General features: G+C 46.5%; 20 protein-coding genes. All 20 read left to right on the forward strand.

The genetic code is table 11. The annotated features are described in order from the left end of the window. Nucleotides 1–370: 370 nt before the first annotated feature. The 20 genes from JNUCC31_RS26280 (at nt 371) to JNUCC31_RS26375 (ending at nt 23902) form a co-directional block, all read left to right on the forward strand. Complete coding sequence (locus JNUCC31_RS26280) at nt 371–1174, forward strand: inositol monophosphatase family protein (protein WP_192266035.1); 804 nt, start codon at nt 371–373, stop codon at nt 1172–1174. Between the two features lie 225 nt (nt 1175–1399). Then, a complete protein-coding gene (locus JNUCC31_RS26285) occupies nt 1400–2188 on the forward strand; it encodes a DeoR/GlpR family DNA-binding transcription regulator (protein WP_192266038.1) in 789 nt (262 codons plus the stop codon). Between the two features lie 184 nt (nt 2189–2372). Next, nucleotides 2373–3590, forward strand: coding sequence for a pyridoxal phosphate-dependent aminotransferase (locus JNUCC31_RS26290; protein ID WP_192266040.1), 1218 nt, complete (start codon nt 2373–2375; stop codon nt 3588–3590). Nucleotides 3591–3693: 103 nt separating this feature from the next. Next, nucleotides 3694–4590 carry a carbohydrate ABC transporter permease gene (locus JNUCC31_RS26295; RefSeq protein ID WP_228469256.1) on the forward strand — a complete coding sequence of 299 codons (897 nt, stop codon included), beginning with the start codon at nt 3694–3696 and terminating at the stop codon, nt 4588–4590. After that, a complete protein-coding gene (locus JNUCC31_RS26300) occupies nt 4587–5426 on the forward strand; it encodes a carbohydrate ABC transporter permease (protein WP_228469257.1) in 840 nt (279 codons plus the stop codon). The genes JNUCC31_RS26295 and JNUCC31_RS26300 overlap by 4 nt, the downstream gene beginning before the upstream one ends. Nucleotides 5427–5451: 25 nt before the next feature. Beyond that, a complete protein-coding gene (locus JNUCC31_RS26305; RefSeq protein ID WP_228469258.1) occupies nt 5452–6777 on the forward strand; it encodes an ABC transporter substrate-binding protein in 1326 nt (441 codons plus the stop codon). A gap of 50 nt (nt 6778–6827) precedes the next feature. After that, a complete protein-coding gene (locus tag JNUCC31_RS26310; RefSeq protein ID WP_192266046.1) occupies nt 6828–8336 on the forward strand; it encodes an alkaline phosphatase family protein in 1509 nt (502 codons plus the stop codon). A gap of 6 nt (nt 8337–8342) precedes the next feature. Next, the gene (locus JNUCC31_RS26315) at nt 8343–9482 is read left to right on the forward strand and encodes a M20 family metallopeptidase (RefSeq protein WP_192266048.1); all 1140 of its coding nucleotides are present in this window, start codon (nt 8343–8345) and stop codon (nt 9480–9482) included. Between the two features lie 67 nt (nt 9483–9549). Beyond that, entirely contained in the window at nt 9550–10296 is a 747-nt protein-coding gene (locus tag JNUCC31_RS26320; protein ID WP_192273355.1) for an HpcH/HpaI aldolase family protein, read from the forward strand. Nucleotides 10297–10672: 376 nt separating this feature from the next. Then, nucleotides 10673–11803, forward strand: a complete 1131-nt coding sequence (locus JNUCC31_RS26325; RefSeq protein WP_192266051.1) for an ROK family protein — start codon at nt 10673–10675, stop codon at nt 11801–11803. Nucleotides 11804–11815: 12 nt separating this feature from the next. Next, entirely contained in the window at nt 11816–12526 is a 711-nt protein-coding gene (locus JNUCC31_RS26330) for a 6-phosphogluconolactonase (RefSeq protein WP_192266053.1), read from the forward strand. Nucleotides 12527–12551: 25 nt separating this feature from the next. Next, entirely contained in the window at nt 12552–13463 is a 912-nt protein-coding gene (locus JNUCC31_RS26335) for an ROK family protein (protein ID WP_192266055.1), read from the forward strand. A gap of 5 nt (nt 13464–13468) precedes the next feature. Continuing rightward, on the forward strand, nt 13469–14854 hold the full coding sequence (locus JNUCC31_RS26340) for a family 4 glycosyl hydrolase (protein WP_192266057.1): 1386 nt from the start codon (nt 13469–13471) through the stop codon (nt 14852–14854). Between the two features lie 10 nt (nt 14855–14864). Further along, on the forward strand, nt 14865–16988 hold the full coding sequence (locus JNUCC31_RS26345; RefSeq protein WP_192266060.1) for a glycoside hydrolase family 3 N-terminal domain-containing protein: 2124 nt from the start codon (nt 14865–14867) through the stop codon (nt 16986–16988). 191 nt (nt 16989–17179) lie between these two features. Then, on the forward strand, nt 17180–18091 hold the full coding sequence (locus JNUCC31_RS26350; RefSeq protein WP_192266062.1) for an ABC transporter permease: 912 nt from the start codon (nt 17180–17182) through the stop codon (nt 18089–18091). 15 nt (nt 18092–18106) lie between these two features. Then, the gene (locus tag JNUCC31_RS26355; protein ID WP_192266064.1) at nt 18107–18979 is read left to right on the forward strand and encodes a carbohydrate ABC transporter permease; all 873 of its coding nucleotides are present in this window, start codon (nt 18107–18109) and stop codon (nt 18977–18979) included. A gap of 23 nt (nt 18980–19002) precedes the next feature. After that, nucleotides 19003–20625 (forward strand): type 2 periplasmic-binding domain-containing protein, encoded by a 1623-nt coding sequence (locus tag JNUCC31_RS26360; protein WP_228469259.1) that lies wholly within the window; start codon nt 19003–19005, stop codon nt 20623–20625. A 310-nt stretch (nt 20626–20935) separates the two neighbouring features. Next, nucleotides 20936–22474, forward strand: coding sequence for a spore germination protein (locus tag JNUCC31_RS26365; protein ID WP_228469260.1), 1539 nt, complete (start codon nt 20936–20938; stop codon nt 22472–22474). 33 nt (nt 22475–22507) lie between these two features. After that, nucleotides 22508–23665, forward strand: a complete 1158-nt coding sequence (locus tag JNUCC31_RS26370) for a Ger(x)C family spore germination protein (protein WP_228469261.1) — start codon at nt 22508–22510, stop codon at nt 23663–23665. An 18-nt stretch (nt 23666–23683) separates the two neighbouring features. Next, the gene (locus JNUCC31_RS26375) at nt 23684–23902 is read left to right on the forward strand and encodes a hypothetical protein (protein WP_192266068.1); all 219 of its coding nucleotides are present in this window, start codon (nt 23684–23686) and stop codon (nt 23900–23902) included. The last annotated feature ends 15 nt before the right edge of the window (nt 23903–23917 follow it).

The following is a 23917-nucleotide window of genomic DNA, read 5'->3' on the forward strand; positions in this document are numbered from 1 at the left end:
GGAAGTTCATAACCATGGTCGGAATTCGACGTGGTGATGCCAAGATGCCAAAAAAAGTTCACAGATTTCGTATGAGGGCCTGTGGTGGAAAAGCCATGTGGAGAGCAGTGCCCGGGAAAACGAGGCTAGTACAAGTGAAGATGAAGGAGGTTTTAACTATACAATATCGAATCGTATATTAACGCAAAAAAACACCTTGTATTGAAAATCGAAAGAAAAGCGATGGAATGGAAGGCTTCAAGAACCACAAAGTAACGGGGTAACCCTATGATTATGCTAACGGACTACGATAATGGAGAGGTTTGTAATCGTCGCAGTAAAATCTTGTAAGTGATATGTAGACCATCAGAACTTAAACGGAGGTATATAAATGTCTAATCAATACCTTAACGTTCTCAAAGAATGTGTCATCGAGACAGGAAAAAATAGTTTGCGGCACTTGGAAGGACATATTGATGCAGGTTCGAAAGCATCGCATAAAGAATTAGTTACATTCGTAGACCGCCAAAATGAGCAAATGGTAGTACAACGAATAAAGAAAGACTTTCCTCATCACAAAATTATGGGTGAGGAAAGTTATACAGGGGAAGTTTTTGAGCCGAATGACTTCATTTGGATTGTTGATCCCATCGACGGGACAACTAACTATGTGCATCAGAAACAATGTTTTGCGATTTCAATCGCTTTATACCAGAATGGACAAGGGATTTGTGGGGCCGTTTATAATCCTTCTAATGATGAACTCTTTTGGGCAGAGAAAGGTTCAGGTGCCTATCTGAACAATAAACGACTTTTGATGAATTCTTCATCAGTGGCATTAAGCAATTCATTAATTTCTACATACATTCGATATGATCAGAATGAAAAGAAACTTGGATTTGAAAGTTTTGTACAACATATAGCCAATGAGTCAAGAGGAATACGCATGATTGGATGCGGCTCTCTGGAATTGGCTTACGTGGCCTGCGGACGATTCAATGTGTATTTTAGTTCTCTTCAGAAACCGTGGGATTTTGCGGCAGGTAAATTGTTAGTCGAAGAAGCTGGCGGTAAAATTACTTGTTTGAACGGAGATCAGATTAATATACATCTTTCAGGTAGTAGTATTCTTGCTGCCAGTATGGAACTTCATCAGGAAATTTTAGATATTTCTAAGAGAATCTTATCCACATAACATTTAGTATATATATCGATCCTAATCTTATCCACTTTATAAAGGTTTGTGCACTAAAGGAGAACAATAGTTGAATGAATGAAACGGAAGCCCTTTTTGATATGTGGTTTTTATATTGTAAATGGCCAAAAACAAAGTTAAATATGTCATTTCCCCATGGATTCTTTGGTGTGATTCAGTTAAGATAAATGCAATAGAATGTCATACAGAGTATGGAGGGTAAGCATGCATTCTTCCTATAGCGAAGTGGAGAAAAGAAGGAAAGAGATATTGAAGGAACTGGAGGAGCACGACAAAGTTTATGTAAAAGAGCTTGCCGAAAAATTCGGCGTGACAACCGAGACGATTCGGCGAGATCTGGACAAATTAGAGAGTCTGAACAAACTAAAAAAAATATTTGGCGGAGCGATCAAAACGAGCCATCAAAAGCTGGAATGGATATATAACGATCGAGAGTCGATCAATCTGGAGGTTAAAAGAAAACTGGCTGTCGAGGCCGCAAATTGGGTGGAGGACAATGATATTATATTCCTTCAGGCAGGAAGCACTGTTGCCCAAATGCCGCCATTCTTAAGAGACAAAAAGGAGCTTACGGTGGTCAGCAATTCCGTTCCGATCATATTTGAATTCGCTCAATATAAGCGAAATGGCGAATTTGACGGGAGAGTGATTCAGATCGGCGGAGAGCTTCAAGTTTCTTCCATGGGGATGGGAGGGGTACTCGCTCAAGACATGTTAAGGGACATTACCGTAAACAAAGCTTTTTTTTCCTGCGGAGGCTTTACGCCTGAAAATATCAGTACGTTTCAAAGCGAGAGCGCGCAAATGACGAAAAGCCTTCTCACTCAAAGCCAAAAGAAAGTGCTGGTAGCGGATGCTTCAAAAATGGGCGTCAAGCATCTGTATAAAGTATCTTCCCTGCTTGAAGTGGACATGATTATTACGGATACGGACTTGCCAGAAGAATGGAAACCACACACTGATTTGTCCTCACTAAAATGGATTTCTATTTAAATTCAAGAGAATTGCTATAAAAACAACACCTCGTTTGGAAACAAACGAGGTGTTGTTTTTATTTTGGTTTATATTGGTTTTTATAAAATTTACAATAATAATATGTTGTTTTTACACCTATATTACATTTGGATGTTAAGATTCCATTGTAGAAACCACATGAAACGAAAGGGGAAGTCAACCATTGAATTATCAACTGAGTCATCGTGCCCGCACGCTAAATCCTTATATCGGAGCGGAATTAAGAGATAAAGTCGAAGCACTTCGCCGATCAGGCCGCAAGCTTATCGCTCTTAACGTGGGTGAACCGGATTTTCCCACACCGATCCATATCGCTTATGCAGGTATAGAAGCGATTATCAAAGGCGTAACGAAGTATACGCCCGTGCAGGGGACACATGATGTTCGGCAGGCTGTTTGCGACAAACTGAAGAGAGACAACGATCTTAGTTATAGCCCGGAGGAGGTGGTCATCACCACTGGAGCCAAACAAGCCGTGGCGAATGCGTTGCTCTCGATTTGCAACGAGGGCGACGAAGTTCTTTTACCGATACCCTGCTGGGGGAGTTACCCGGAAATGATCGCATACGCAGGGGCGGTCCCTGTGTTTGTTGAAACCGAACCGGAACAAGACTTTCAGCTCAACGTGGAGCGGCTTGCCAGTAAAATAACTTCCAGGACGCGGGCTATTTTGCTGACAAATCCCAATAATCCGACCGGAACGGTGCTTGATCAAGAAACGTTGTATGCCATCGGCATGATCGCTGTTCGACATGATCTTTACATTATTGCGGATGAAATCTATGAATATTTGAACTATGGCGAGAAAGTTCCCTTGATCGCTGCTTTGAGCGAGGAAATTAAAGCACGGACGATTACGATCAACGGGTTATCCAAGGCGTATGCCATGACGGGCTGGCGAATCGGTTACGCCTGCGGCCCATTGCCTGTGATTCGCGCCATGACGGTCATTCAAAGCTACACCACCTCCAATCCAAGCTCGATCGGTCAATATGCGGCGATTGCGGCGCTCAAAGATGAGGGGGATTCGGTTCAGGAAATGACAAAATCCTTTGATGAACGAAGGCAGTATCTGATTCGTGAAATTCAATCGATTCGGGGATTGTCATGTCCCAATGCGAGAGGCGCTTTTTACTTGATGGTGGATGTGTCCCATTACTTTGGTTCAGTTTATGAGGAGGGGACGATTGCTGATAGCAAGGACTTTGCCGAATATTTGCTGCATCAAGTAGGTGTCGTCGTAACGCCGGGGGACATGTTCCAGGCTCCCCAATTTATTCGGCTTTCCTATGCTACATCCCTGGCACAATTGCAGGAGGCTGTTGCCCTGATCAGGGCGGCATTGTCTCTATTGAAAATGAGAACGGAGAATCTGAAATGATTCCTAGTATGATTCAAATTTGTAAGCCATCAATCGATGCAAGGGAGTGCATATGGATAAACATCTGGTTTGGGAGAGGAAGAGGGGTTTGAGCGGGCAAACGGTGACAAACAAAACAAGCATAGCCAAATGGGTGTACACGAATTTAACTGCTTATGTATTGGTTTTTCCAGCCATTATTCTTCTTGTTGTATTTCATCTGTATCCGATGGGTATGACTTTTTTTCTGAGCCTGACAGACTGGAATCTGATTACCCCTGATTTTAATTGGATTTTCGCAGGCAATTATTCGCGGATGTTTACCTCGTCCGAATTTTGGAGTGTCGTAGGAAACACGTTTATATTTGGTATCTTCTCCGTTGGGTTTACGGTTTTGCTGGCTACTGTACTGGCTGTTGTACTGGACGAAAAACTGCGGGGAGTCAGGTTGTTTCGATCGGTCGTATTTTTGCCCTACATTACGCCTATGGCGGCTATAGGAACTCTATGGGTATGGATGTACAACCAGAATTTTGGTCTGATCAACTGGGTGCTAGATTTCTTCTCTATTCCTCCCGCTCCCTGGCTGGCAAAGCCGGGGTGGGCCATGGCTGCGCTAATCATTACGAAAGTCTGGAAGGTAGTCGGCTACTACATGGTGATTCTGCTGGCCGGCAAGCAAAATATAGCGGACTCCCTGTATGAAGCGGCCAAGATGGATGGAGCAGGAAGGCTGCAGTTGTTTACCCGGATTACGCTGCCGCTGCTCTCTCCGTATATCTTCTTTGTGCTGATCGTCGCGTTGATTGGCTCTTTTGAAGATTTCGATCTGCTGTTTACGATGACCCGTGGCGGGCCGGCAGAAAGCACAAATATGATCATTTATTACATTTACCAGCATGCCTTTGAATTTTTTGATATCGGTTATGCTTCCGCAGCCTCATCGGTGCTTTTTGTTATCCTTATGCTCATCACATTTATCCAGATGAAAGTCTCCAAAAGGTGGGTGCACTATCAATGAGATTGAAGCAATTTGCATTTAAATGGTTCGGATTCGCCCTTTTGAGTCTTTTTTCAATCGTTATATTATTTCCTTTTATATGGATGTTGAGCAGTTCATTAAAGAGTGCCGATCAAGTGTACGTGTTTCCTCCTACGTTGATCCCGGAAGTATTCCGCTGGGAAAACTACGTGGAAATATGGAAAATGGCTCCGCTGGCCCGGTATCTATTCAATAGCCTATTTACAGCAAGCGCCACGATCATGGTGCAACTGCTGTTGATCATCCCGGCTTCTTATGCTTTTGCCAGGCTGCGTTTTAAGGGAAGCGGTATTCTCTTTCTCTTGGTTCTCGCTACCATGATGATTCCGGACCAAGTTACGTTTATCCCTAATTTTTTGACGATCAAACAACTCGGTTGGGTGGATTCGTATATGGGCTTGATCGCGCCATTCACCGTAAAAGCCTTTGGCATATTTATGCTGAGGCAAGCCTTTATGCAAGTGCCGAAAGAGCTTGAGGAAGCCGCCATTCTCGATGGCTGCGGACACACCAGAATCATGCGCCATCTCATGATGCCTTTATCGGGAGCAGCAGTTGTGACGTATATTTTGTTGTCCTTTATCTGGAATTATAATGAATTGTTTTGGCCGCTCATTGTGACCAATAATGAAAATTTGCGGACCGTTCAGTTAGGACTGTCGCGATTTATGGAAGAAGGGGGCGGAGGGAGCGGAGGAACGCAGTGGAATCTGGTCATGGCCGCTGCTGCAGTTATTATCGCCCCATTAGCCGTATTATTCATTTCCATGCAGAAGTTTATTGTAAAAGGCGTGGCCACTACGGGTTTAAAGTAAGCGATATACCATTAAAAAAAACGAGGTGAAACCATTGAAAAGTAAATTCATTAAAAGTGTTCTCGTGGCATCAAGTTTGGTTATGGTACTTGCAGGTTGCGGGCAAGGAGCTTCGTCTTCCACTACATCACAGCAAAATAACAAGCAGGGAAATCCGGTGGAGATTGAGTTTTGGTACGGCAATAGCGGCGTGATCGGGGAAACTACCAAAGATCTGGTCGAACAATTTAATCAATCGCAAGATGAAGTGAAGGTTAATGCGGTGTTCCAGGAAAGTACGAATAATATCGGCAAGAAATTATTGACGGCAATTGTGGGCAATGCTGTACCGGATGTTGTTCAGTTGAACGCCAGATTCTGGCCGGCTTTTGCTTACAATAAAGCATTGCTGCCGCTTGACCCTTATATTCAAAATGATCCGGAGTTTAACTACAGCGATTTTGTGGACAGCTTTGTAGACAACACTTTAATCGAAGGAAAGACATACACCATTCCCTTCAACCGGAGTACACCGATCTTGTATTACAACAAAGATATCGTGAAGGAGATCGGGCTTGATCTGGAGCACCCGGTAACCACTTGGGATGAAATGATGGCCGCCGCGAAGAAAGCGACCGTCGTTAAAGATGGGAAGACAGAACGATTCGGCTATGCTTCATTGCTGCCGCCCCTCTACTACTACTCGTTGATGTGGTCCAATGGCGGAGATATTCTTAGCCCGGATCAAAAGGATGTTGTGATCGATCAAGCGCCAGCGATTCAAGGTCTGGAAATGTACCGGAAAATGATATATGACGATAAAATCATGATGCAGCCTCTCGGCGGGAATAGAGACGGCGATCAGGAAATGATCAATTTTCAAAACGGCAAGGTAGCTTTCTTGCTGGCCTCGACAGGAGACCTGAACCAGATCCAAAACAATGTCAAGTTTAAGCTTGGCGTCGATTTTGTGCCAAAGTTTAAAGAATATGCTGTTCCTTCGACTTCCGGGGGGAATCTCGCTATTGTGGCGAAGGCACCAAAGGAAAAGCAAGATGCGGCCTGGAAGTTCATCAAGTTCCTTACCGATAAGCAACAAACCATTTATTTTGCCCAGCATACCGGATATATGCCGATTCGAAAATCTGCCATTGAAGCGCCTGAAATGGTGAAGTTTTATGAAGAAAATCCGTTCTTCAAAACCACTGTCGACCAACTTCCGTACGGTAGGGGAATCCCGGTTGTGCCTGACTTCGAAAAGATTGAGACTGAAATTCAAAATGCGCTCGGAAAAACCTATGCCGAAAATGTTCCGGCCCAAGAATCAATGAAGGAAGCCGCCGACAAGATACGTGAGCTGTTGAAGAAATAGAGTGTAGCTAAAAAACGAATGACAATTTGATAAAAAAGGACTGAGAAACCATGGGGAAAACGGCTGAGAAGAAAAGTCCTTCGGGACGGCGGGTACTTATTATCGGAACGGACGGATTAAGGCCCGATCAGGTTAAAGCCGATACGATGCCTACGTATTGCCGGTTAATGCAAAGCGGCACGCTGTTCAAATCTTTTTATTCGGCTTTTCCATCGCTGACACGGGTGTGCATGGCCTCATTAACAACTGGATCCTATCCAGGGCAGCATGGTTTGATGGGCAATCTCATGTACGCGCCTCACTTTTCGGAAGACGGACTGCTGCAGACAGGTGACCATCGGGAAATATTGCAATTCCAGCAGCGAACGGGGGAAGAGCTGCTCTTGCGTCCGACGCTCGGGGACAGATTGGCCCAAGCGAACTTGCGCTTGACGGTTTCGGGCGGAAGTTCGCCCGGAGCTTCATTGCTCTGGAATTTTAATCATCCGCAGCATGTCATGAATCCGTCTACCGACTATGGTCTTCCAGAGCTTAGCGAAATGCATGCTGCGCGAGGCCCGGCCGCTGAGGAAACCGATGTTTCGATCCGCAAGAAAGAACGCACTTTATGGGCTGTTCGCACGCTCATTGAACAGCAATTGCCCGATGAACAGAATACCGTTATGGTGCTGTGGCTTCCCGAACCGGATGAAACGCAACATTATTGCGGCATTGGTTCGCAAGAGGCTAAACAAGCCCTAAGGCTAGTGGATCAATATTTGTCCGAGATTTTGGAGGCTGTCTCTCAACTTGGCCTCGAGAATGAATTGGATATCATGCTCATCAGCGATCACGGACATTCGACAGCGAACATGGTCGGTAGTCTGGAGCATTATGTGAATCAAGCCCGGAAAGAATTGAATAGAGAACTGAATTTTATCGCAGTGGACGCTTTTATTTATGGGGACGAGAATCAAGTCGAGGAATTGCAGGCGTTCGCTGACTGGTTATCCGCTCAACCTTGGTGCGGTATGCTATTGGCGAGAGAACCGCTTCATCAGCAACTGAACAATGCTCTGCCTTTGAGTGCAGTGATCGGAAGCATTACTCACGAGAGAGCCCCTCTGTTGGCCGTTGTTCCAGCGTGGACCGATGAAAAAAATCAGGATGGCATTCAAGGCGTTGTTCATTATTTAAACTCCAAGACGGAGAATAAAGCCTACCATGGCTCTATCCGAAATGAGGATATGCGACCGTTTTGCATGGGAATCGGCCCAAGCTTTAAAAAAGGTCATGTGACGGACATTCCGGCAGGCATTATTGACATTGCGCCAACGGCCTTGCATCTGGTTGGGGTCACGGGTGAAAGCGGCTTTACAGGAAGGGTTTTATTTGAAGGTCTGAAAGGTTGCGAAGAGCAGGCAGTTCAGCACGATGCTGTGAAGTATGAAGAATTATATGCGGATTCCGAACGAGTAAAAGGAATTCAGATCGCTAATGTGAATGGATCGACATATCTCACCGATTGTTTTTGTGAAAATACGAAAGAATCTCTTTTGAAAGCCGCAAAGAAAGGATGAGATACGATGTCGACAAATTTTTGGGATAACAAGGAAGCGGACATGCTTGACCTGATCGAGAAGATTGTCAATATCGATAGCGGGACGTTTTATAAAGCGGGTGTGGAGCAGGTGGGGGATGTGCTGGCTTCTGCTTATCAGGCTCTTGGATTTCAGGTTACGGTCGATCAGCAGTCTGAGCGGGGGGATCATTTGGTCATTGTTCATCCTGAGGAACAGCACCCGGACATCTTGATTATTGGACATATGGATACGGTATTTCCTGTGGGTACCGCACAAAGCCGGCCATTTTCACAAGATGAATCCTTTGCTTACGGTCCCGGCATATACGATATGAAGGCCAGCTTGGTCATGACGCTGTTTGCGATAAAATCATTGATTGAACGAGGCGACGAGAGCTTCAAGCGGGTCAAAATCATTCTGAATTCGGATGAAGAGCATGGTTCGATTTATTCCAGGGAATTGATTGAGCGTGAAGCGGCAAGCGTGAAGTATGCGTTGATCGTTGAACCGAGCGATATGACCGGGAGGCTTATAACCGGACGGCGCGGCGGGGGTAAATTCGAATTGCATGTAACCGGTAAGGCGGCGCATTCCGGGGAAGAACCGGAAAAGGGGCGAAGCGCCATTGGCGAACTTGCGCATAAAATTATTCAACTTCATGCGCTGACTGATCCAGGTGCAGGCGTACATGTCAATGTCGGGGTGATTAGCGGCGGAACGACGCCCAACACAATTGCTGCCCATGCCAAGGCTTCAATTGATGTACGAATGGAGACATTGGAACAGGCTATGGAGTTGGAGCGCAAAATCAGAGATATTTGCGGGGCGGCAACGACTGAAGGAACAACGTTAGTCTTGAAAGGCAGTATTACAAGACCGCCGATGATCAAAACTGTGAAATCTGAGCATTTATTGAAAATCGTGCAAGAAGAAGCGCTGCAGCTGGGAGAGTCGTTAACGGATATGAAAATCGGTTCAGGGTCGGACGGAAACCTGACTTCGGCAGTAGGGGTAGCTACGATTGATGCGCTAGGTCCGCGAGGCGGTAACGCGCATACGGCGGAGGAGTTTTTGGATATCGAAAGCTTGGTACCGAGAACAAGGCTGCTGGCTAACCTGATTAAACGATTAAGTCGTGAATAAATGATTAACTTGTATGGATTAAATAAAAATACGAATGTTTTAAGGGGGTACTGCTTTGCGAAACAAGATGAAGCAAAAACTTTTAGCAGGTAAAGCGGCGTTAGGGGTCTCCATTATGATCCCTTCTGTCCAGCTTGTAGAAATGGCCGGGAAACTAGGCTACGATTGGGTGCTGATTGATTGCGAGCATGGTTCCATCACCTTGGAAACCGTTGAATACATGGTCATGGCAGCCGAAGCGAGCAACATTACACCGATCATTAGACCGCAAAAAAACGATCCGGAGCTGATCGGGCAATACATGGATCGTGGTGTGATGGGGATACAAGCGCCCCACGTCAGCTCTGCGGCAGAGGCTCAGGAAATTATCAATGCTGTAAAATACCATCCGATCGGCAAACGAAGCTTGGCCGTGGGAACACGCTCTGCCAATTACGGATTTGGGATTTCGTTAACCGAATATGCCGAGCAGGCTAATGAAGATCTGTTGGTCTGCGTCCAAATTGAGGACAAGGATGCTGTGGATAACCTTGATTCTATCGCTAAAATTGAAGGAATTGATGTGTTGTTTATAGGTCCGTCCGACCTTTCTCAATCTCTTGGACATCCCGGAAATGCCGGGCATCCTGTGGTACAAAAGGTTATGGATGATGCTTTCTCCAAAATCATTAAATTGGGTATGGTAGCGGGTACGGCAGGGAATCTTGAAATAACGCCGAGACGTCTGGAGCATGGGGTTCAATATTACTATACGCATTTAACGACGCTGCTGGCTTATTCATCCTCCGTATTCTTAGGGAATGCCAAGGATTGAATTCTCGAGCTATACACATGAACGGATTTGAGAGGAGCAATATCGTGTCTAATATTATAAAAGCACTTATCCTCTTATTGTGCCGGCTTGGAAGTTGAAATTTACTTTTCCGATGTCAAATCGAGCAGCTGCCATGAATGTAGCAATCTCCAGTTTAATCAGTCGGAGCAATGTTCAGTCTGCTGCTCAAGCTACCATCTCGGCTGTTGATCGAGTTCCATATGTGTTCTGCTCACTTGTTCTTCGGCGAAAGTTATTGACACAGAGCCCAATATGTATATAATCATTCGTAAGGGTCGGATACGGCCTTTATATTTTTCTTTAATTATTAAACAACATTAATTAATTGAATTTAATAAAGGGGAGGAGTGACAGGATGAAGTCGTTTTTGCCAAATGACATTAAGGATGAGAATAGAAAGATCATCTTTGATATTGTGATGCAGAATCCGGAATTGGCGAAGGTCGAAATCGCCGAGAAGACGGCGATGAGCTTTGTAACCGTAAGCAAGATCATCAATTTCTTTGAAGAGATCGGATTGTTGACCGCTACTGGAGAAAGCAGGGAGGGCTCTGGCGGCTTGGGAAGAAAAAGAACGGTATACCGATTTAATGAGAACAGTTATGTAACCGTCGGCATTCAAATCATAGGCAACAGAATCACTGCTCTGCTTATCAATCTTTACAGCAAAATTATCGATTCGTACTCCATCGAGACGGATATTCCGTTTTATAGCGAACAGTTTATCTCGATTTTTGAAGACATGATTTCGGGGATGAAGAATGTAGCAAAAAAAACGAATAGCGTCGTCCTGGGCATCGGGATCGGGGTCGATGGGGCGATAAACACCAGGAAGAAAACGATCAGAATGCGGGTTCAAGACAACAAGGAGCAGGATTACAATTATGAGCTGATCATTGAGAATCTGATTAACCGGGTTGAATTGCCTATTTTCCTTGAAAACGATGTAAACGCTTCTACAGTAGCTGAATTCCGAAATCTGGAGAACTCCGGGGAAATGCTGTCTGATCTGGTCCATATCGCAGTAGGGGACGGGATCGGTGGCGGCCTGATTATCAATAAGGAGCTGCATAGGGGATTCAATGCAAGCGCGGGTGAACTGGAATATATGTGCTTTGACCCGGAGTACAGAAGAACACCGTCCTCCGTCGGCTGGCTCGAGAGCAAGCTGGGGATTCAGCATTTGTTGAGTAGCTATAATCTTAGTTCTGAATCAGACATCAAAGTGTGCGCAGATTATGTAGGCAAGCATCTTGCCCTGACGATGATTAATATCATCAGTCTGCTCGACATCGACCGGATTATTATTAGCGGCAAGACGGTAGCGCTGTTCCCCGAACGGATTCTAGAGAGAACAAGATATTATGTCGGGCAGTATGTAGAGTGGACTCCAACGATAACTTACAGTGATTCGCATCATTCAACAGCTGTCGGAGCTGCCGTACTCTCGCTTCAGCATGAGATGATAAAAGTAATTTCCGGATAGGAAGTGAACGTGATGATAAAAATTTTTGAGACTGAAGAGGATGTTGCAGATGCCATTGCCAGAGAGATGAAAGCGCATCTGGCAGATGAACATCCAGTGTTCTGCTTGGCGTCAGGCAGTACACCGCAGATGAGCTACATGAAATTTGCCGAAGACGACGAGATTCATGCAAGGGTTCAGCAGCTTAAAATTGTCAGCCTGGACGAGTGGGTCGGAATAAGCAGAGAGTCTGAGGGAAGCTGCTATCAAATGCTGAATCAGGATTTATTCTCGCTTGTCCATTTGGACGCCGGACAGATCGAATTTTTTGATGGGACTGCGCCGGATTTGGAGCAGGAATGTCAGAGAATCGACCACTTTATCAATCAGCATCCCATAACGTTCAGTTTGATGGGGGTTGGAATGAATGGACATATTGGCTTGAATGAGCCAGGCTGTCCGTTGCTGGATCACAGCAGTGTCGTAGATTTGTCGGAGACGACCAGAACCGTGGCCCAGAAATATTTCAATCAGCCTGCGGCATTGGACAAAGGAATCACCTTAGGTCTAAGTCAGGTGGCGGGCAGCAAGCGGGTGATTGTAGCGATGACCGGTGAACGCAAAGCCGGGATCGTCAAAGAAATATTTACAAATCCGGAAGCAAAGCTGCCTGCTCAGGAGCTGCTCGGTTATGAACATATTGATTTCTTCCTGGATTCGGAGGCAGCGAAATATATTAAATAGCAATAAAAACTGAGGAGTACACATTATGAGTAACAGTGTCATTGGAGTGGATATTGGAGGAACGAACATACGAGTCGGGTTAGTGAATGAACAGTTGGAATTGGTCCGAAAAGAGACGGCATTGACTAGCGATTTCAGAAGTGCCGATGAAATTTTTAAGTTTGTCAAGCGAGTGATCGAGAAAGTGGATCATCACAAGACGGCGGACAAGATAGGGATTGCCTTGCCTGTTCCTTGGAAGGAACGGACCGAGATTATATATGATGCGACCAACATTCCAAGCCTTGAAGGGACTAATACTGAATTTATAAAGCGTTTTTTTCCCGGTTATGAAGTTTATTTCGAGAATGATGTAAATGTCGTGACACTGCTTGAATCAGAGCATGGCGCGTCCCAGGCGTACGAACAATCGATCTATATTACAGTCAGTACAGGGATCGGCAGCGGAATCATTCTGAATAACCAGGTGCTCCACGGTGCGCATGGCTATGCCGGAGAGATTGGCAGCATGGTAATCGCTGATAACGGCAAGAGCCATTCGCCATTACATCCCGGCACGCTCGAAGCTCTGTGCAGTGGCAGAGCCCTGGAGAAAGAGAGCCAAAATCTGTACGGCAGCGAGGCTACTGCGCATTTATTGTTTGAGAAATACAGGCAGCATGACGAGAAGGCGGCAGGTGTCGTGAATACCTGGGTCGAGTACTTCTCGGGCGCGATTGCTTCATTAATGCAGACGATCGATCCGGATATATTTGTCATTGGAGGAGCAGTCATTCACAATAACCAATGGTTGATCGATAAAATTGTTGAAAGCGCTAAAACCAAAGTGTTTGAGCATTTAAGCGACAAAGTCAAGGTAGCTTTGCCTAAATTCGGCCCAGATGCAGGAGTGATTGGGGCAGGGTACATGGCGTTAAAAAACAATAAAGGAGCATGAACAATATGAAGAAAATGAAAGTTGCGTTAATTGGAGCCGGCAGTGTGTCCTTTGCTTTGGGGGCACTTCAGGATATGGTGCTGTCCGAGCGTTTGAAAACTCAGGCCCAGCTGGAGATTGCCCTGATGGACATTGAAGAAGAAAATGTGGCAAGAACCTATAAATATGCGACAGATATGTTTACCGCCTTCTCGCATCCGGCGAACATTTGGCAGACGACCAACCTGGAAGCAGCTCTGCAGGAGGCTGATTTCGTCATCGTGGCGATTGAGGTAAATCGCTACTTCTATTGGTCGCAGGATTTCCATATTCCTCGCCGCTTTGGAAGCAAGCAAATTTACGGTGAGAACGGCGGTCCTGGCTCGATGTTCCATACACTGCGAAACCTGGGTCCGATGCTGGAAATCGCCCGGACGATGGAACGAGTCTGCCCGGACGCCTGGTTCATTAACTATACGAATCCAGAAGCGAAATTGGTTGAGGCTATCTCGAAACTCACCTCGATCAAAGTCGTCGGTCTATGCCATGGACTGGATATGGGGATCGAGCAGCTCTCCCAATTCCTGGAGATGGATATCGCAGATATCGGAATGGAAGGCGGTGGCTTGAACCACTTCGGTTTCTTCACCAAGATCTGGAACAAGAAGACGGATGAGGATCTGTATCCTTTATTTGATGAGAAGGAGCGGAAGGCCAACCGTCTGGCGCAATTCGAACATGTCGCGCTATCCAGAACGATGTACCGCACTTATGGATATTACCCTTATCCAGGCACCAACCATGTGGGTGAATATATCTCTTATGCGGAGGATTTCTATGCTGGTTTGTCCTTGCAATACCGCTACGATCCAATTCGCGAGAAGTTATGGGAGAAGGATTCCAGAACCCCTGAATTCGTATACAGTGCAAGCGGCAACAATCTGGACCAAGGCTTGTTCTCGAAGGTTCAGACGCAGGAGCTATGGGTGGAAGAGGCCTATATTTTCGATAAGTCGAAGGTTTGCCGCAGCAATGAATATGCAGTTCCGATCATTGAAGCGATTTTCTTCGATGATGAGATTGAATTGAACGCAGTCAATTTACCGAACCACGGTGCAATCAAGGGACTTCCTGACGATATGGTTGTTGAGACCCAGGCGATCGTTAACGGAAGAGGAATTATGCTGAAGCCGATGACGGTAGAACTGCCGACGGCGATTATTGGAACGATTCATATTCAGGGTACGATCCATAAATTGTTGCTCGAGGCTTTTGTGGAGCGATCCAAGACGAAGCTGCTGCAGGCGATCCTGTTGGATCCTCAGTCCCCCACTTATTACCAGGCCTGTGCAATGATCGACGAGATGTGCAAATTGCAGCAAGATATTTTACCTAAGCTGGAATGGAAATAAAGGGGTTTATATGGACAACAAGAAAATCACCGAACTGCTTCAGGAGATGACACTCGCCGAGAAGATTGGACAGCTCTCCCAGACGACCGGGGAACATTACGTCGGCAAAATCGATAGCGAAATGGTTGAGACCGGCCCAGACTTCCCGGGCCATATGCTTGAGGGAGATACGCTATATACGATGGGAAGCATTATCGGCGTGTCGAGCGCCAAGTATACGAACCTGATTCAAAGTGAATATTTGCAGAAGTCACGGCTCAAGATCCCGTTGCTGTTCATGCACGATGCGATACATGGATACAGGACGATTTTTCCAATACCACTTGGACTCTCCTGTACCTGGGATGAGGGAATCGTACAGCAGGCAGCGGCGGATACCGCTTCGGAATTGCGGGCTGCGGGCATACATGTTAATTTCTCTCCGATGGTCGACCTTGTGCGCGACTCCAGATGGGGAAGAGTAATGGAATCCTTTGGCGAGGATCATCTGCTGTCAGGCCATCTTGGCCGGGCGATGATTAGAGGCTATCAGAAAGGCGAGGACGGAGAGATTGCCGAGTCAGGAGTAGCGGCCTGTCTAAAGCATTTTGCGGCGTATGGAGCTGGCATTGGTGGGAAGGACTACAACGCTGTCGATATGTCCTGGAGAGAATTCTATGCCTATTATGGCAAGCCTTATGAAATAGCGCTTCAAGAGAAGCCGAAATTTGTGATGAGTTCATTCAACACGTTCAACGGGGTTCCTGTAACTGCGAGTGAGCAGATGATGAAGGAAATCCTAAGAGGAGCCTATCAATTTGACGATATTGTAATCTCAGATTGGGGGGCAGTCGCCGAACTGCAGAATCACCGCGTTGCTGGCAATGGCAAGGAAGCTGCTGAATTGGCTTTAAAAGCGGGCATTGATATTGAAATGGTCTCGACTTTGTATCTTGAGCATTTTGAACAGATTCTAGAAGAAAATCCGGGGCTGCTCCAGGATATAGATACGGCCGTTCTGAAAATTTTGCAGCTTAAAAATGAAATGGGTTTATTTGAAAATCCTTATGTGGACGAAGCTCGTGAGGACGAAGTCATTCTGAATCCTCGCTTTCTGGATCATACTAAGGACGCTGCCAAGAGAAGCTGTGTGCTGCTGAAAAATGAACAAATGCTGCCTATACGCAAAGAATACAAAAAGATCATCATCGTCGGCCCTTTTGCTGGCAGCAATCAATTCCTGGGCAATTGGCCGTGCAAAGGAAGCTTTGATGATGTAGTTACCTTGGCGGAAGGGCTAAAGCAGGTGGATGATTCATTCAATCTGCAAGTCTATGAATCCCTGAAGGACTGCCCTCAAGCTGAGCTGGAGCAATGCGATTATATTGTTGTAGCGGTTGGGGAGGACTGGAAATTAAGCGGTGAAGGGCATAGCAGTGTGAATATCGAACTGGAGGCCAGCCAGCAGCAGCTGATCCGTGAAGTCAAGCAGACGAACAAACCGTATGCTTGCGTCTTTTTCTCGGGCCGGCCACTCGCGCTACAGAACATTATTGATGATATCCCTGCGCTCTTATGGTGCTGGTATCCGGGTACACAGGCCGGCAGTGCGATTGCTGAGCTGATTACAGGCCAAGCTACTCCGTCGGGCAAACTGACGATGTCGTTCCCGCGTCATTCGGCGCAAGCGCCGATCTATTACAATGAATACAGCACGGGTCGTCCGGCAAATGAATCAAGCTACAGCAGCAGATATCAGGACTGTGAGATCGGGCCTCTGTTCCCGTTCGGGCACGGGCTGACCTATAGCGGTGCGCAGTATTCTGACTTTACAATTTCGCGTGATCATCTGACAGCCGATCAGGAATTGACGATCTCTTTCCAGGTGAGCAATCCAAGCGGGTATAACTATTCTGAAATCGCTATCCTGTACATTGAGGATCTTGTCTCCAAGGCGGTACGTCCTGTGCGCGAGATGAAGAAGTATCAAGTCGTGGACCTACCAGAGCATCAGACCGTTACCGTACAGATGACGCTGGCCTTGGGTGATCTTCTATACTTGGATACCAGCCTGCAGCAAACGGTTGAACCGGGAAAATTCAATATTTATATCAATGATCTTGACTCTCCCGTGTTTACGATAGAATATCGATAAAATCTTGTGAATTCCATTTATCCGAGATGATCACTAGGCCCGCTCAATTATTTAATTAAATTAATTAATTGTGTAAAATTTATCCACCCCAAATTCATAATTTTTGAGGGGGCCTAGCAGATTTTGGAATACGCTTACATGATTCAGAAAGAACTGACAATGCTGTACCTGAAGAGTAAGGAGGCATACGGATGAAATCCAAATTTAAACAACAATTTCTATCCCAGTGGGAGCTTCAAGTGTTGGTCTGGCCGAGCATTATATTGATGATTGTGTTCTCTTTTGTCCCGATGCTCGGATTGATCATCGCCTTTCAGGATTATTCTCCGTTATCCGGTTTTACGGGCTCGGAATTTGTAGGATTGGATAATTTCAAAGCCTTTTTGGGGGACAAAGATTTCTACAATGTGCTGACGAACACGCTAGGCATCAGCCTGATGAAGTTGTTGATCGGTTTTCCGCTGGAGATCGTCCTGGCTATATTGATCAATGAACTCCGATTAGTATTCTTCAAGAAGTTTACGCAAACCATATCTTATTTACCGCACTTCCTGTCATGGGTTATTCTTGGCGGCATGATTACATCCTGGCTTGGTTCGTCGGGACTGGTGAACAGCTTCCTGCTGTCGACGCATCTCATAACTGAACCGATCTCCTTCCTGTCAAATGCGAATGCTTATTGGTGGATCGCGACGTTGTCGGATATTTGGAAAGAGGTTGGCTGGGGAACGATTCTCTATCTCGCTGCCATAACGGGAATTGATCCATCGTTGTATGAGGCGGCGAAGGTCGACGGGGCGAAAATATTGAAAAGAATTTGGTATATCACGATTCCCAGCATCAAAAATATTATCGTGCTGATGTTTTTGCTGCGTGTAGGCTCTATCCTGGGAGCGAATCTGGACCAGACTCTCGTCCTGCAAAATTCTTCGAACATGCTGCGCAGTGAAGTCATCGATTCTTATGTTTATCATTTGGGTCTGGCGCAAGGAGACTTCTCATTCGCGACTGCGGTCGGAATATTCTCGTCCGTCGTATCGGTCACACTGTTGCTGGTAGCCAATTTCTTAACCAAGAAGCTTAGCGATAGTTCAATTTTTTAGAAGGGAGGGAGCTATATGGGGCTGGATAGAGGCGAGAAGATATTTAACGTTTTTAACGTGATATTCATGCTGTTTTTTATTGCCATCATCGTATTACCCTTAATCAATATCATCGCCCTCTCGTTCAATGACGGGTATGACGCGATGAAAGGGGGAATTTATCTATTCCCGAGAGAATTTACGCTGGTAAACTATGAGACCATATTGAAGGATACGACCATTTACAGAGCGTTTGGAGTTACGATAGCCAAAACTGTAATCGGTGTCATCGGGCACTTGGTCATTACAGGGGCCGCAGCCTATGCTCTGAGCAAGTCTTATTTACTGGGAAGAAAGATATTCATCCGTATGGGCGTCATCACGATGTTCTTCAACGGCGGAATGATTCCGTCATTTCTGGTGGCCAAGTCGCTCGGTCTGACGAACAGCTTCTGGGTGTACATTATCCCCGTGCTATTCAGCTTTTACGACATGATCATCCTAATGAACTTCTTCCGAAGCTTGCCGGACTCGATTGAAGAATCAGCCAAGATTGACGGGGCCAGTGTATTACAGGTGTTCTTCAAAATTATTGTCCCGCTTTCTTTCCCGGTGCTGGCGACGATCGCTTTGTTTCACGGGGTATACCAGTGGAATGATTTCTTCGTGGCTAAGCTGTATGTAACGGATAAGTCACTGTATCCGATTCAATATTATTTGTATCAGCTGTTAACGAGCGCAGGCGCTGCGAATTCTGCCAAAGCAGGAGTGTATATTTCCAAGGCTTTTACGACTCAATCTTTACAGCAGGCTACGATGATCGTTACGACCCTTCCTATTATGCTGATTTACCCTTTCCTTCAGAAATACTTTATTAGCGGCATGCTGGTCGGAGGAGTTAAAGAATAATGATAAAAGCGAGGGAGAATGTTATGAAGAAATCGATCATCCTTCTGACTTTGGTTGCATTAGCAGTGTCGTTGACTGCCTGTGGCGGTAAGAAGACAAGTGAAAATTTGCCGGACTCGAAGATTGAAGTGGCCAAAGATACGCCGAGTTGGAAGAACGACAAGGCAAAGGCTGACCTTGACTGGTACATTAATTTCGATTGGTTCGCTCAAGTCTGGGGCAATGATGTGTCTTCCAAATATATTACGGCGGATACCGGAGTAAACATCACTTACTTGGGCGGCAGCGACGACAAGCTAAACACGATGATGGCCTCCGGAGATCTGCCGGATATCATTACTATGGATGGAAGCAACCCATTTGTTAAGGAAGCCGATAAATTTGCGATTCCGCTTGATGTGCTGGCCGAGAAGTATGACCCCTATTTCATGGAAAAAGCGGCCAAGCCGGAAACGCTCAAGTTCTTTACCAGGGACGACGGCCATATTTACGGGTATCCTAACTTCTCGAATACGAAATCGGATTATGAGAAAGGCGGTATCTATGCCAATCAGGGATTTCTGGTGCGGAAAGATATGTATGAACAGCTCGGCAAGCCTGATATGACCACGCCGGAAGGATTTATTTCGGCATTGGAAGCTGCGCAGAAGGTGGGCGTGAAGGATGAACTGGGAAAAACGATTATTCCGATCGGGGTGACTCCTTTTACGGGAGATAGCTCTGAGAAGAACGGGGTATTCAATAGAACGCTTGCCGATTTTATCGGAGTCCCTATGTTGACGCAAGACAGCAAATATTATGACCGTTATACAGATGCAGATTTTCAGAAATGGCTTAAAGTGTTCGTCGATGCCCGGCAGAAGGGGCTGGCAGACCGGGACATGACTACGATGACCAAAGATGACAAGGATGCACGGCTAACGAATGGCAGCTACTTCGCCTATTTTGCTGCGGACCTGAACAGTGAGACGGATACGATGACCGTTTGGGCGAATGAGCACCCTGGCAAGGAGTACATTGCCGTTAACGGGCCAACTTCTACGACAGGCAAGAAAACGGCATTGCCGGGCACTTCCATTGAAGGCTGGACACAAACCTTTATTACCAAGGATGCCAAGGATCCGCAAAAGGCGATGGAGCTCCTGACTTATCTGGTTAGTGAGGAGGGCAACAATGTCATGAACTTTGGCCGTGAGGGCGAAACCTACACCATCAAGGACGGTAATCCTGTCTTGAATCCGGATCTGCTGGAGTTCAAGCAGACTGACCCTGCCGGCTTCGAGAAGAAGGTCGGCTTGACCACTCATCTGTGGCTGCAGGATAGTGCTCTGCTCTCCCGGCAAATGGGAATTTCTCAGTTCCCGAAGGCTTTGCAGCAGGCTAAGCAATGGACTCAGGATTACGTGGTGCCGCAATTCGAATTAGCGAGTCTGGATGTATATTTATCTAAAGAATCTTCCAGAAATAAAGAGAAGATTGATCAGAACTGGTCGCAGACGATCGCCAAGATCTTGGATGCCAAATCGGAGAGTGAAGTCGATCAGGCGATGAATGACTTTGTCCAATACCGCAAGGATAATGGCTACGATAAATTGGTGGAAGAAAGAAATAATCAAATCGCAGCTAATAAGAAGAAGCTGGAGTAAGCTTAAGATTACAAGGGGAGGACTCTCCTAACCGAGAGTCCTCTTTGCTAATAGCATATTCTTGATATGCGGCCAATTGCGCCGTTTTGTTCAAGGCCGTCTCGTCATAGAAGGCGCAGCGGATCAGCACGTGCTCATGAACAACCACCGCAGACCAAATTTCAGGTCGTAGGTGGTTGTTTTTTTGTTTCTGGTATATCGAGCAGAGTGGCTGGCGAAAGATGGGATAATATATCACCCATATGGTTAGAATAACGGTACTTTAACAAAGGTGAACTACTATAACCAGTATTGGCGATAGGAGGAGGTGATGATGCAGACACGTTCTACTTCGAATGGCAACATCGAATTTAAAGATCGCACTGCTCTGGTTACTGAGTTAGATCTCAATATAAAGGCTCTCAAAGGAGTATTAGGTGAAGCCGATGACGTTTCGTTTCGCTCGTTTTTGATCGGCGGAACGATCAGGGCCGAACTCGTCAATATTCCTAGCATGTCGAATAGGCAGGAGATCGACAATAACGTCTTGAAGCCTCTCATGCAATCTGGGGATGTGTTAAGCAACGATTTGAAATCTGTCAAAATGCGCCTCCTACCCGTCATGTCTGCCGATGAGGCTGCGACTGTTGAGGAATGTGCTGGGCTATTGATCAAAGGATATCCCGCACTCCTTGTTGACGGTTGTACCGGGGCTTTACTTTTAGGACTCGTTCAATGGGAAAAGCGCGGTATAGAAGAGCCTCAGACTGAAACATCGTTGAGGGGGCCGCGCGAAGGCTTCACCGAATCGATCACGACCAATCTCTCGCAGTTACGACGGAGAATCCAGAGTGTGAAGCTGCAAGTAAAATCGCACAGCATTGGCAGCTATACGGGGACTGAGGTCTGCATTGCTTATATTGACGGCTTGGCTAAACCTTCCTTATTACATGAAGTACAAAGCAGGCTCGAGCGTATCGATATTGACAGTGTATTAGAGACTGGGTACATAGAAGAGCTGACAGAAGACAACCCATATTCGCCGTTTCCCCAGCAGCAATTTACGGAACGAGTTGATGTTGTTACAGCGAGCTTGCTCGAAGGCCGCATCGCTCTCTTGGTCGATGGCACGCCGGATGTGCTTATCGTTCCCGCGACGCTGGCAACGCTTCTGCAGGCTGCAGACGATTATTACAACCGTGCAGTATACTCCAGCTTTTTACGGTTTTTGCGGTACTGGACGCTTTTATTATCCATGATACTTCCGGCAGTGTACGTCGCGATATTAAATTTTCATCATGAAATGGTCCCAGGTAAGTTGTTGGTAAGCATTGCCTCAGCGCGTGAGGAAATCCCGTTCCCGACTTTCGTAGAAGTTATAATGATGCAACTCGCGTTCGAGGTGCTGCGTGAAGCCGGGCTCCGTCTTCCGCGGCAAATCGGTTCAGCTGTTACGATCGTCGGTGCGCTAGTCGTAGGAGAAGCCGCTGTGTCGGCCGGGCTCGTGTCGGCACCAATCGTCATTATTATTGCGTTCACGGGCATTGCGGGGTTTACGGCTCCCCATTATTCTCTGGAGTTCGCCATTCGTCTATTGAGGCTGCCACTTATCATACTTGGGGGGACGCTGGGCTTGCTCGGTGTGTCGTTTGGCCTTATCGCCATTGCGACTCATCTGTGTATGCTTCGCTCTTACGGTGTCCCCTTCTTGTCTCCTTTCGCGCCTTTTGTGCCAAATGAAATGAAGGATACCATGATTCGAGCTCCTCGATGGAAAATGTCAAGGCGTCCCGGTTTTACGAGTTTGAAAAACCGCCATCGACTTGCTCGAGGGCAGAAGCCGGGCTCAGACAGAGGAGGCGGGAACTGACGGATTATGGAGAGAAGATTATCAATCATCTGGATGAATGCTTGTAAGAGTGTATTACTCATCATGGCAACAGCCGTTTTACTGTTTTCGACGGGCTGCTGGGATCGAAAGGAAGTTAATGATCTGGCGATTGTAAGGACTGCTGGTTTGGACCTAAAGAACAATGGGGAGATTGAATTGTCACTGGAGATTGTGATTCCTAAGGAGGGAGGGGGAAAAACACAACAGGGCATGAGCAACTCTAAAAGTAGCGGTTCGACTTTGATTTGGTCCGCTTCAGGAGCAACTGCGGCGGATGCTGCTTCTGAGCTGCAGATTAAGCTGTCCCGCACTGTTTATTGGGGGCAGCTTGAAATATTGGTCGTCGGAGAGGCGTTGTCTCGCAGCCAGCTTAGGGAACAATTGGATTATCTTGTCCGCGACAGCAATGTTCGTCTGCGGGTTCAGCCATTCGTCTGCAAGGGGACAGCACGCGATTTTCTCGCTTCCGCCCCCCCGCTCGAAAAAACTAGAGCGGATTTTCTAGGTGGTGAATCCGAGCAGCTCTTTCGTAGACCCATAACACTTAATAACCTTGTACAGAATCTCGGAAATACCTCAAATGAGGCATTTTTACCTTACGTCGATACTACGCAAGACGGCGGGAAAAGCGTCCCCTATGTGAAAGGTTATGCTGCCTTTTCTAGTTACCGTATGGCCGGATTGATTCAAGGAGAGTCCTACTCTGGAGCTAAATGGATATTGGAACAAGTGAGCGGCGACGTTGAGACGGTGAAGCTGGATAGGCCCTCTTCTCCGCTCATTTCACTTGGAGTCCTTTTTTCCAGCACCCGGATCGATCCTAAACTTGTGGGAGAAATACCGCGTATGGACATTGTGATTGAAGCCGAAATGAGCCTCATGCAGAATACGACTCGCTTTAAAACAATGGATTCGAAATTTATTCGCAATGTCGAAGAGGCGGCGGTCGACAAAATCCGCCAAAAGGCGGAGACAACGATCAAGCAAGCCCAAAAGATGAGGGCTGACATTTTCGGCTTCGGCGAAGAGATCGAACGCCACAATCCACGGAAATGGAAACATATCCATGACCAATGGGAGCGAATTTATCCTTCGATACAAGCCAACGTGCAGGTTAAGGTGAGAATCCGTCAAATTGGGATGAACAGTGTGCCCGTCGGCAAATCCTGAAAAGAGGTGTGGAGGCAAGTGACTTGGGTGAAGGTGGCGGGAACAACCTTTGCAACCGCCTTGATGGTTTGGGCTGAATGGCGTTGTCTGGGAATTAAGCAAAAAAGAGAGCGGGTGTCGTTGATCGCCGTCACAGGTATCGCGTGGCTCATGGCTGTGCTCGTACTTCTATTTCCCAATATGCCTGGACCGATCGATATGCTTAACAGTATTTTTAAGCGGTTGACTTCGGGTTGAAGTGAGGAGCGTTTT

Source organism: Paenibacillus sp. JNUCC-31, from assembly GCF_014844075.1.
Classification (GTDB): domain Bacteria; phylum Bacillota; class Bacilli; order Paenibacillales; family Paenibacillaceae; genus Paenibacillus.

Bases quoted from the DNA above. Each gene is read 5' to 3' on its own strand.
- JNUCC31_RS26280 (WP_192266035.1), top strand. From the start codon at position 371: ATGTCTAATCAATACCTTAACGTTCTCAAAGAATGTGTCATCGAGACA.
- JNUCC31_RS26285 (WP_192266038.1), top strand. From the start codon at position 1,400: ATGCATTCTTCCTATAGCGAAGTGGAGAAAAGAAGGAAAGAGATATTG.
- JNUCC31_RS26300 (WP_228469257.1), top strand. From the start codon at position 4,587: ATGAGATTGAAGCAATTTGCATTTAAATGGTTCGGATTCGCCCTTTTG.
- JNUCC31_RS26310 (WP_192266046.1), top strand. From the start codon at position 6,828: ATGGGGAAAACGGCTGAGAAGAAAAGTCCTTCGGGACGGCGGGTACTT.
- JNUCC31_RS26315 (WP_192266048.1), top strand. From the start codon at position 8,343: ATGTCGACAAATTTTTGGGATAACAAGGAAGCGGACATGCTTGACCTG.
- JNUCC31_RS26320 (WP_192273355.1), top strand. From the start codon at position 9,550: ATGAAGCAAAAACTTTTAGCAGGTAAAGCGGCGTTAGGGGTCTCCATT.
- JNUCC31_RS26325 (WP_192266051.1), top strand. From the start codon at position 10,673: ATGAAGTCGTTTTTGCCAAATGACATTAAGGATGAGAATAGAAAGATC.
- JNUCC31_RS26330 (WP_192266053.1), top strand. From the start codon at position 11,816: ATGATAAAAATTTTTGAGACTGAAGAGGATGTTGCAGATGCCATTGCC.
- JNUCC31_RS26335 (WP_192266055.1), top strand. From the start codon at position 12,552: ATGAGTAACAGTGTCATTGGAGTGGATATTGGAGGAACGAACATACGA.
- JNUCC31_RS26340 (WP_192266057.1), top strand. From the start codon at position 13,469: ATGAAGAAAATGAAAGTTGCGTTAATTGGAGCCGGCAGTGTGTCCTTT.
- JNUCC31_RS26345 (WP_192266060.1), top strand. From the start codon at position 14,865: ATGGACAACAAGAAAATCACCGAACTGCTTCAGGAGATGACACTCGCC.
- JNUCC31_RS26350 (WP_192266062.1), top strand. From the start codon at position 17,180: ATGAAATCCAAATTTAAACAACAATTTCTATCCCAGTGGGAGCTTCAA.
- JNUCC31_RS26355 (WP_192266064.1), top strand. From the start codon at position 18,107: ATGGGGCTGGATAGAGGCGAGAAGATATTTAACGTTTTTAACGTGATA.
- JNUCC31_RS26360 (WP_228469259.1), top strand. From the start codon at position 19,003: ATGAAGAAATCGATCATCCTTCTGACTTTGGTTGCATTAGCAGTGTCG.
- JNUCC31_RS26365 (WP_228469260.1), top strand. From the start codon at position 20,936: ATGATGCAGACACGTTCTACTTCGAATGGCAACATCGAATTTAAAGAT.
- JNUCC31_RS26370 (WP_228469261.1), top strand. From the start codon at position 22,508: ATGAATGCTTGTAAGAGTGTATTACTCATCATGGCAACAGCCGTTTTA.